The sequence below is a fragment of the Aphanothece hegewaldii CCALA 016 genome, from assembly GCF_003007785.1.
Classification (GTDB): Bacteria; Cyanobacteriota; Cyanobacteriia; order Cyanobacteriales; family Microcystaceae; genus Chroococcus; species Chroococcus hegewaldii.
The window spans coordinates 1-8,928 of record NZ_PXOH01000066.1; the positions used below are offsets into that span (position 1 = coordinate 1).

The 8,928-nt window shown below is 37.9% G+C and carries 10 protein-coding genes; 8 read left to right on the top strand and 2 right to left on the bottom strand.

Annotated features, from left to right (window positions below; all coding sequences use genetic code 11):
• Nucleotides 1-338: 338 nt before the first annotated feature.
• A complete protein-coding gene (locus C7H19_RS24420) occupies nucleotides 339-692 on the top strand; it encodes a hypothetical protein (RefSeq protein ID WP_106459512.1) in 354 nt (117 codons plus the stop codon).
• Between the two features lie 54 nt (nucleotides 693-746).
• Here C7H19_RS24420 and C7H19_RS24425 read toward each other — a convergent pair whose 3' ends face one another.
• Together C7H19_RS24425 and C7H19_RS24430 are read right to left on the bottom strand one after the other, a co-directional pair.
• A complete protein-coding gene (locus C7H19_RS24425; protein ID WP_106459513.1) occupies nucleotides 747-995 on the bottom strand; it encodes a helix-turn-helix domain-containing protein in 249 nt (82 codons plus the stop codon).
• An 11-nt stretch (nucleotides 996-1,006) separates the two neighbouring features.
• Nucleotides 1,007-1,453 (bottom strand): hypothetical protein, encoded by a 447-nt coding sequence (locus C7H19_RS24430; protein WP_106459514.1) that lies wholly within the window; start codon nucleotides 1,451-1,453, stop codon nucleotides 1,007-1,009.
• 229 nt (nucleotides 1,454-1,682) lie between these two features.
• Between C7H19_RS24430 and C7H19_RS26020 the strand changes: the two genes are divergently transcribed.
• The 7 genes from C7H19_RS26020 to C7H19_RS24460 all read left to right on the top strand — a co-directional run bounded on the left by C7H19_RS26020 (nucleotide 1,683) and on the right by C7H19_RS24460 (nucleotide 8,711).
• Nucleotides 1,683-1,826: a hypothetical protein gene (locus tag C7H19_RS26020; RefSeq protein ID WP_181280736.1), complete on the top strand. Its 144-nt coding sequence runs from the start codon at nucleotides 1,683-1,685 to the stop codon at nucleotides 1,824-1,826.
• A complete protein-coding gene (locus C7H19_RS24435) occupies nucleotides 1,823-2,071 on the top strand; it encodes a hypothetical protein (RefSeq protein ID WP_106459515.1) in 249 nt (82 codons plus the stop codon). Before C7H19_RS26020 ends, C7H19_RS24435 begins: the two co-directional genes overlap by 4 nt.
• A 14-nt stretch (nucleotides 2,072-2,085) precedes the next feature.
• Nucleotides 2,086-2,634 (top strand): hypothetical protein, encoded by a 549-nt coding sequence (locus C7H19_RS24440; protein WP_146136586.1) that lies wholly within the window; start codon nucleotides 2,086-2,088, stop codon nucleotides 2,632-2,634.
• 74 nt (nucleotides 2,635-2,708) lie between these two features.
• On the top strand, nucleotides 2,709-3,053 hold the full coding sequence (locus C7H19_RS24445) for a hypothetical protein (protein ID WP_106459517.1): 345 nt from the start codon (nucleotides 2,709-2,711) through the stop codon (nucleotides 3,051-3,053).
• Nucleotides 3,054-3,136: 83 nt separating this feature from the next.
• Nucleotides 3,137-3,982, top strand: a complete 846-nt coding sequence (locus C7H19_RS24450; protein WP_106459518.1) for a tyrosine-type recombinase/integrase — start codon at nucleotides 3,137-3,139, stop codon at nucleotides 3,980-3,982.
• Between the two features lie 717 nt (nucleotides 3,983-4,699).
• A complete protein-coding gene (locus C7H19_RS24455) occupies nucleotides 4,700-5,176 on the top strand; it encodes a hypothetical protein (protein ID WP_106459519.1) in 477 nt (158 codons plus the stop codon).
• Nucleotides 5,169-8,711 carry a hypothetical protein gene (locus C7H19_RS24460; RefSeq protein WP_106459520.1) on the top strand — a complete coding sequence of 1,181 codons (3,543 nt, stop codon included), beginning with the start codon at nucleotides 5,169-5,171 and terminating at the stop codon, nucleotides 8,709-8,711. Before C7H19_RS24455 ends, C7H19_RS24460 begins: the two co-directional genes overlap by 8 nt.
• The last annotated feature ends 217 nt before the right edge of the window (nucleotides 8,712-8,928 follow it).

Below are 8,928 nucleotides of genomic sequence, written 5' to 3' on the forward strand. Positions count from 1 at the left end.
GGCAATCAATTTAACGTGAGACGTTTACATAGTAATTATTCTACCCTTATTTCCTCTGGTTTCTCGTTTAAGTCCCACTAGCTTATTTTGATTGGTTGTCATTTCCGTACTGATTTGGCTGCAAAAGATTTTTTTGACGAATAGGCGATCGCTTATATTTAAAAATTTCCCTTTATCTGTAAACTATCAGGATAGATAAACGGATATTATTAATCATCTTTATCCTGATACTATCTGTTTATATCCGTAATTATACGGATGGTTACTGGAATGGTATCTGGATATAATACGGATAACAAGGCAGTTGACAACTGTCTGACCTATAAGGAGTAAGTAACATGAAATGTCAAACAAAAAAGAATAAAGTAAACCATCAAAATGATGATTTAAACGAAAAAATAATTCAAAGGGAATTAAGAAGCTGGATGTTAGAAAAAGATTTAATATTGCATCTTCAATTTCTGTCTCGTGAAATCGCTGCAAGAGGTAATGAATTAGCCTCTCTTCTAACAGAACATTGGGACACGTGGGATTTGTTAAATGCAATCTTAGAAAAACAAGAGAGAGATATTGTCAAAACTTATAACAAAGTTTATGACAATACTTTATCAAATTGGGGCGAGCGCAATGATGAAATAGAAGCATTTTTGAACCATCTTCTTAAAACAAGATATTCAGAAAAGCAACAGTAAAACAGATAAATAGGTTAATTCTCCTTGATTGAATCCAAGGAGAATTTTTTTGTTTTAGGTAGCGATTTCGTAATATTTCCATCGGCTACCCTTTTTTTTGGCTGTATACCCAAGAGCCTCTAAAGTTCCCTTTTTCCGTTTATATTCGATGTGTTGACGGCTCATTTTAAGTTTTTTGGCTAAAAAAACAACTGATAATCCCTCATCATTAAAAATGGGGTTTAAAGATGCTTTGGTGATACTTTTATCTGATGGGTCATCGTTGTCGTCGTCGTCATTAAGCCTATCCTCTACTTCATCCAACTGGGATAGGCTTATTGCTTTTTTACCCCCTCAATCTCAATTTGTAGGGAGGCGATCGCCGTTTCTAAATCTTCTTTACTAGCTACAGGTTGACTTAACATTTGAACGTGGTCATGAACGGTGCTACCCAATCCCTGAAAAGCTTTATCGAATTCAGCCAACTGGCTTTTAATTTCATCGAGATTATCAGGATTAGATACGGGTAATTTCGGGGTAATTTTCTGTAACACGATTTCCGAAATTTGATCCAGATAACTATCAGGTAAGCTACCCCGATTACTATCCGTATCTAATCCTGATTCTAAATGCTCTATTCCGTATTCGATCAGCTTAATCAAGGTTGGAGTAATTTCGGGGTTTTTAGAGATATGATGCACTTTTGCCTTAAACCGCTCTTTGGCTATCTCTTGGATTTTAAGCAGTAATTCATCATCAATTCTTAAATCGATCCTGGCCATTTTTTCTATCTGTAAATCATAGGGATATTTTCAGGATACCCAAGTATCAGGATAATTTACAGATAGATAAACGGATATTATTAATCCTCTTTATCCTGATACTATCTGTTTATATCCGTAATTATACGGATGGTTACTGGAATAGTATCTGGATATAATACGGATAACAAGGCAGTTGCCAGACTCCAATCAAACAACTGCCTAGACCACTAAATAAGAGGTAATACCAATGAAACATCAAACTCTACCAAAAATCAACTGCGGCGAATGTAAACACGGCGATCGTCGTTTTGGTGTGATCGTTTATTGCCAGCTTCATTTGACTTATACCAAAGCAGAAGACCAAGCGTGTTCCTTTGGAGGTCGGTCATGATACTAGCTACTGACTTTCAAATGATCGATGATGATCAATTCACTTGTTTCTGTATAGGCGATCGTGTCTTTTTTGCCGTTCCTATAACCCTAGATGAATGTGAGAAAATCACCCGTTTACACGCCTTTGTGAATGGTTATAATTCGGGCTTAACCGATGGCTACAACAAAGGCCAACAAGAACAAGCAGACAAAATCAGACACGCCTTAATGCTGCCTTCTGTCGATGTTTTGAATAATTTCTAATTCTGAAAGTGAAAGTGACATCTCGTTGCTTTCACTTACTCGCTTCACTCTCAGAACTACAGTCGCTACACCTACACGTGCATGACAAAAACATGATGATTTTTATTGCGATCGTACTCTTCATTCTCCACGCTTTAGAAACTAAACAACTGATATCAACCGCGCTGTACAACTTGTTTGAAGGCGAAACTGTACCAGCACCAGTATCTATACCATCATCTACCCTTGCCCTAGACCATCCCGTTAAACGCATGACAACCAAAGAAGATATCTTAGATTGGCTCATCTCTCACACGCCCTGTAACTTACCTCAAGCCATGAAAGAAAGATTTTACCTAGATTATGAATGGAAGGTTAAATATATTCCCTTACCCCTAGCTGAGATGAAAATGGTTGAATTACAAGCGATTGCTCAGATCGGAGCCAAACCCGAAAAGAAAAATATTAAAGCTAGTTTGGTAATGGCGATCGCCTCAAGAGAAAAAAAATACTTGACTGATTTCTGGAATTGGTCGGATTCTTTAGCCCGTAGTTTGAAGTCAACGAATCAAATTGACAGATAATATGGTTAGTCCCAAACGAGGTACGAACTCGCTTGGGACATCAAAAAACTTGAGCCTAATAGGAAGTGTACCAAATGTCAGAAGAAAGAATACAACAGCTTGAAACAACTGTCTCTGAGCATAGCCAATCTATTAGAGGAATAAATGCGGCTCTCTCCGAGATTACCCAAACAATGAGAGCCTTTGCTAGTGGGTTAGTGGAACTGAGGGAACGACAATCTCAATTAGCACAGAGTCAGCAAACCCTTACCGAAACACAAAGAACTACTCTAGAGACGGTAGAGCGACTATCCAACACAGTAGAAGATTATGCCGTCAGATCGGGTCAAGAAATAGCATCTTTAGCGGCGGCTGTTGAAAGATTAGACCGAATTGTTGATTACCTAATTCGTCGTGATAGTGAACGCAACGGAAATTAATTGATGTAATTAATTCGTTTCTGGGTGGCCTTTCTACACGCCACCTTTTCTTAAAACCACCCGCGTTTACAAAATATTAACTTATGTTAACACCAAAAGGTACACAAGTATTAACCAATGCTACTAACGATGATGAGATTATTTTAAGCTGGTTATCAGGAAAAGCAAAAACAACTAAGGTTAGTTATTACTCTACAGCTAAACAGTTTCGAGAATTCATCGGGAAACCTTTGTCTGATGTGATGATTGAAGATCTTAATCTTTGGTGCGATCGCTTAAAGATGACTTACAAACCTGTAACAGTTCAAGATAAAATTCTCATCATTAAAAGTCTATACAGTTATTGTTTTTCTGTTGGCTATCTTCAAAACAACATCATGGCGTTAATTAAAACTCCCAAAGTAAAAGATGATTTAGCTCAAAGAATCCTAGATGAGAGAGAAGTTAAACTGTTAATTAATGCCACATCAAATCATCGTGATAAAGTGATTTTAGCTTTGATGTATGGCTGTGGTTTAAGGGTGAGTGAGGTGAGTGAGTTAACTTGGGGTGATTTAAAGAATGGTAAGTTAACTGTTTATGGTAAGGGAAATAAAACCCGTACTGTGATTGTACCTGAGTCAGTTATAATGATGTTGTTGAACCTAAAACCTCATCCTAAATTACCTTATATGTTTACGTCACGGTCACAAACTCGGTTAAGCAGAGTGAGTATTTTCAAGATGGTTAAGAAATGTGCTGAAATGTCTGGTTTATCCGATAAGATATCACCCCATTTTTTACGACATTCACACGCTAGTCATAGCTTGAAAAATGGTGCTAATGTGCGACTTGTACAGGCTAGTTTAGGACATTCAAGTGTGACTACTACGGAAAGATATTTACATATAGATCCTGATGAATGTTCTAGTCAGTTTATTAACCTATGATTTATTAGGATTGCGTGTAGGAAACGCGATCGCTCTTTAATTCTAATTCTTGTATCTAAAATTTTCTAAAAAAAACATGGGTACAAGCAGTACAAGTGTTTTAAAGAAGAGAAGAAACAATTAATTTTGATTTTCTCGCTTGATTTTTCTCAAATCTTTGCTCAAATACGACCTTTTTTACTAGGTTCAAATAAAGTAGTTTTTAGTTTTCATCTAAATGGATTAATAGTTAAGTAAAATTAAAATAAATCTCAGTATTTTTTTTAAAATTATTAATTCTAAAAAATTTCATAGTGGATTGCGGTCGCGTATTCTGAATCTCTAGCGATTCATTTTGAGCTTAATCTTTCTTTCGTGTTACATGGCTAGAAGTGCTAGAGCGACTTGAGAAAAAAAATTCGATCAACTCGCACAAACCCCCTGTCATTTACGTTAACATTATAAATATTTTGACTACTAAAAAGCTATGGGTCGTCCAGCGCAAGAAAAAGATTCTGCTTTATATTCCCTTCACTGCCGAGTAGGAGAAGGGGACTACGAAAAGTTTTTGCAGATAGTTAGGGAGAAAAACAGCAACCCTAGCAGTTTTATCCGTAAGTTTGTACAACGAACTGTTTTGGACTACGAACTAAAGCCGTAAAATAAAAATACCCCATCAAAGTTAAAGCTTTGATGAGGTTTTAAAAACTATACGCTGTTCAGAACAGCGAAAGAAAAATGAAAAATAAAATTTTTAACGTTGCGCCAACAACGTTATCTAATACTATCGTATACCAAACCCGTAGGCACTGTAATCCTTCGACAGATAAAGAGAGGTTAGATTCTTTAAATTTTAACGGTTTTCAAGAGCAAGTTGCTAAAACAAATTATACCACAGCTAAAGCCCTACAGCATAAAGATTTAAGCTTATTTCCTAGCCCTCCGAATTCCCAAAAATCCCCACCTTGTTATGGGTTGAATCGGGCGATCGCAGATCACGATTTTAGTGCCTGTCTTGAGATTGCCGAAGCTATATCACCCGCGTCTGACCCTATCGAGTTCCTGAATACTTTTAACCCCCAATTCTTTTGTCCCCGTTGTAAAAAGAAGGCATATCTTTTCAAACAGGAAAAAAACCATGCAAAGGTAGTTTGCCTCAAACACGGCTCCCAACTGGTCTGGACACGTCGGGTAGGGGGTCAAAGCGATGACTAACTTACCTCCATTCGGAATTGCCCAAACCTTACTACAACTTCAAATTCTGGGATATCAAACCTTAGACCGCGTTTACATCCGTTGTATCGCTGGCAAGGGTTTTGATATTCAAGCCGACAAGCTTTATCTCTTCGATGGGTATTTGACTATAAAAGAGCAAGGATTTACTTTTACTCGCCTTCTTCCACAAAAAAAAGGGGGCGGTGAAAAATTTACAACAAACGACGGCTATCAATATCTTATAAGTCATAATAAGAAAGGTTATGGCGTTTATTTAGTCGTCAATGCAGGTGGCCGTAAGGATGAAGATATTACCCGTTGTCCTGCTCTTTTCTACGAATGCGACGGTGTATCAAAGGATGAACAATGGGAGCGATTAGATAGGTTGCCTGTCAAACCATCCTTAACCGTTGAAACCCGCAACAGTTTACACAATTATTATCGGACGGATGAACAAACCCCCGATGGCTGGCGAGCGCTACAACAACGACTTATTCAAAAGATGGATGCTGACCCTGCTAACATCAACCCAAGCCGATTGTTAAGACTAGCTGGCTTTTATCATCAACAGAAAGGGTTAGAGCAGTTCCCTGTAACTCTTCAATTAGCCAGTGATGCTGTTTACAACCGTTCTTTATTTGACGAACTATTACCCACTTGGGATGCGACGCGGTGGTCAGAAACCTTTGAAGCGGTAAGTAATGAGGAAATTAAACAGCGACTAGAAGCGGCTAAACAGCGACGGGAACTATCCTTAAATAACGTTGATGGATTCCCCTTAGAGATTTGTCTTTCAAAGGACGATCGCGCTTTAATTGCCAGTGGTACAGGGCAAGGAGGACGGAACCATTTAGGGTTTAAGCTGGCCAGTAATTTAATAGCTACAGCTAATTGGTTAAACTACACTGGCTATCGTTACTCAGATAACGAACGTGATTTATTTGAGGAATACTGCGATCGCTGTACTCCTTCAATCAGCCACAAAGAACGCGAGCAGATTTGGAGAAGTGCCAGCAGTAGTAATCCCACACCGTCGTTACCAGATGAAGCGATAGAGAACTGTATAAAAGCTTGGCAGTGGAAACAATTACCAGAAAGTGAAAAACAGGCTTCTTTATCAAAAAGTATTGGTGAACCTGACCCCGCTCTCTACCAACAACATCTAGATAAAGAAGTAGAACTTGAGGAAATAGAGAAAGCCGAAAAACTAGAAAGAAATCTTTATCGCTTTAAACAAGGGTTAAATGAAGGGACTAAAAAGTTAAAAGGTAAAGGTTCTTCTAAGTCGGAAAATCCTCAAAAAATCGTCAGCACTCCAAAGGTTATTAAGTACGACTTAAAAGAAGGATTGCCGACTCATGAACAATGGGAGAAATGTGGAAAACCTATTATTGAGTTTGATTCAAAAAACCGGTTAGGGATTTACAACGATGCTATTAATAAAGGTTACGCGGTGCATGATTCCTCTTTTATGGGAGCAGGAAAAAGTCACGGCGTTCCCCAACTCCAAAACGAATCTGGTAAAATCTGGTATATTTCCCAAGACCACCGTAACCCGTCTATTCCTTTAATTGAAGAAGAATTTACCGACTTAATGCCACGCTCTAAATACGGATTTTATCGTGACGAGCAAAGGAAATTAAGAGTAGCAACCGAAGAAACTGACCCCAGTCTTATAGAAATTAAAGGTAATTGTATTCGGGCTGATTGGTTTAATCTTTTAGCTAATAAAGGTTATAACCCAAATGAGAAAACCGAAGAAGGAGAAATTAACCCAATTTGTAAGACTTGTCCGATTTTAGGTCAATGTAAATCGCAGTCAAGCTGGTATCTAAAACAACGCAGTAAGGCTTTAAAATTCGATAAAATTCGAGAAGATATTAAATCATCACCACAGAAAGATTACGATTATAGTAATGATATTGGTGTATTAGAAGAACCTTCTAGAAGCTTGCAGCCAACTAAGAAATTAACAAGTTTCTATGAACAGATTTTAATTGAGTCAGACAGACTACGGGAGCAAGTCTTACCTTCTACTTATCAATATTTAGATCGGCTAATCCAATCTCTTAAAAGCCTAGCAACACGAAAAAACCACACACAAGAAGAAAAACGTTATGGGCTAACTAATGAATCTCTTAAAACAGCTTTAGCCTCACATAGTAACTCAGGCGAAATCATTGACGAACTAGATAAGATTCAGCTTTTAGGAGAAATTATTATTAAACCCAATGGAGTTGACTTAAGTAAAAGTGACTATAAAAAGCATAAATCTTTAGCCAAGCTTTGTAACAATATTTTTAGAAAAGAAGCTTACCAAGAAACTAAAGAAAATCTAGAGAACTTACCACCTAACGCCCTAATTTTCCTATTAAAATTCATTAATGGTGAAAAAGGAATAGCAGCAAGATTAAACGGCGAGGCGTTAATTTTAACGATTGATGATCGTTCTAGTTATTCACCTGTTTTAAATTCGATGAAGTCAGTAATTTTTCTCGATTCCACAATCTCAACGGAACGGCTTCAAAAAATCTCAGGTTTAGAGCGTCCGATAATTTCAATTCGACAAAAAATTAATAAACCATTAGATAATTTAATAGTCCACAATATCCAGATTGAAGGTTTAGGTAGTAGCACTTATAGTGACACCGCGTTAAAACGAGTGATGGCTGTAAAGGACGCTATCAATAAAAATGCTGGCTACTCAATTCCGATTATTTCTTTAAAAGCTTATCAAGAACAGTTAGGCGCGAGCGGGTATTGGTTTGTCGATAATCGGGGTTCTAATGACTTTGAAGGGCTAGAAAATTTAATTGCTGTAGGCAGTCCGAACCCTAATGTGGGTTCGGTTCAAGACGATTATTACGCACTTTATGGGACGCTTGACTCCTTTAACGAATACTACGCTCATTTAGTTTCAGAAGAAATTCTACAATTTACTGGCCGCCCGCGTCCTCATAGATATAAAGATCAGCAATTTCATCTTTGGTTCATTAACTCAGGGTTAGATTTAGATTTCCTCAAGGAATACGGAGCCACAATCATTAACCAACATGGGTTTGAGTTAACCCCCGAAGCTGGGAACGAAACTCAATATAAACGCCTAACAATCTTGAACACCATTCACTCGCTACAACAGCAGGGGATAAAAATTACTCAAGATGCCATAGCTAACGTTGTAGGGGTAACCCAGCCCGCTATAAGCCAATTGTTCAAAAACGCCGGTGTTACCTTATCGGAGCTAGTCGAAAATATAAGGCAGCCTATAGAAGACTATAATAGGTCGCCTTATAATCCTGATAACCCAGCACCAGACTGGTTTAAATCCTCTTACTTTAGGCTTTTATTAGAACTAAATCCTGTGGAACTGGTGCAAGAATTTATATCTGAGATTTTAAATATGAGGTGGGCTGTGTTTCGGGATTCTATCCTATCTTTTTTCCCGAAACCCATACAGGATAAGCTAGAGAGCGCGTTAATCGGGTTGTTTATAGCAGAAAACGGACTGCCCGAAACTGTTTTCGACACTCAGTAGCTAGGCAAAAACTATAACTTAAAGCGAGAAATCACCTGATTTTCTCTGATTTGTCCTGACTATTATTAATTTGACTCTAAATTATGAGACGCGCTGCCCGTACCGATCGCAATCAATCAGAAATCGTCGCCACCCTTAGAACTGGAGTTTAGACTAACTTACCTCCCAATCAAACTGAACGGTCGAGTCTGAAAGAGAAGTGGAAAATGAAAGGAAT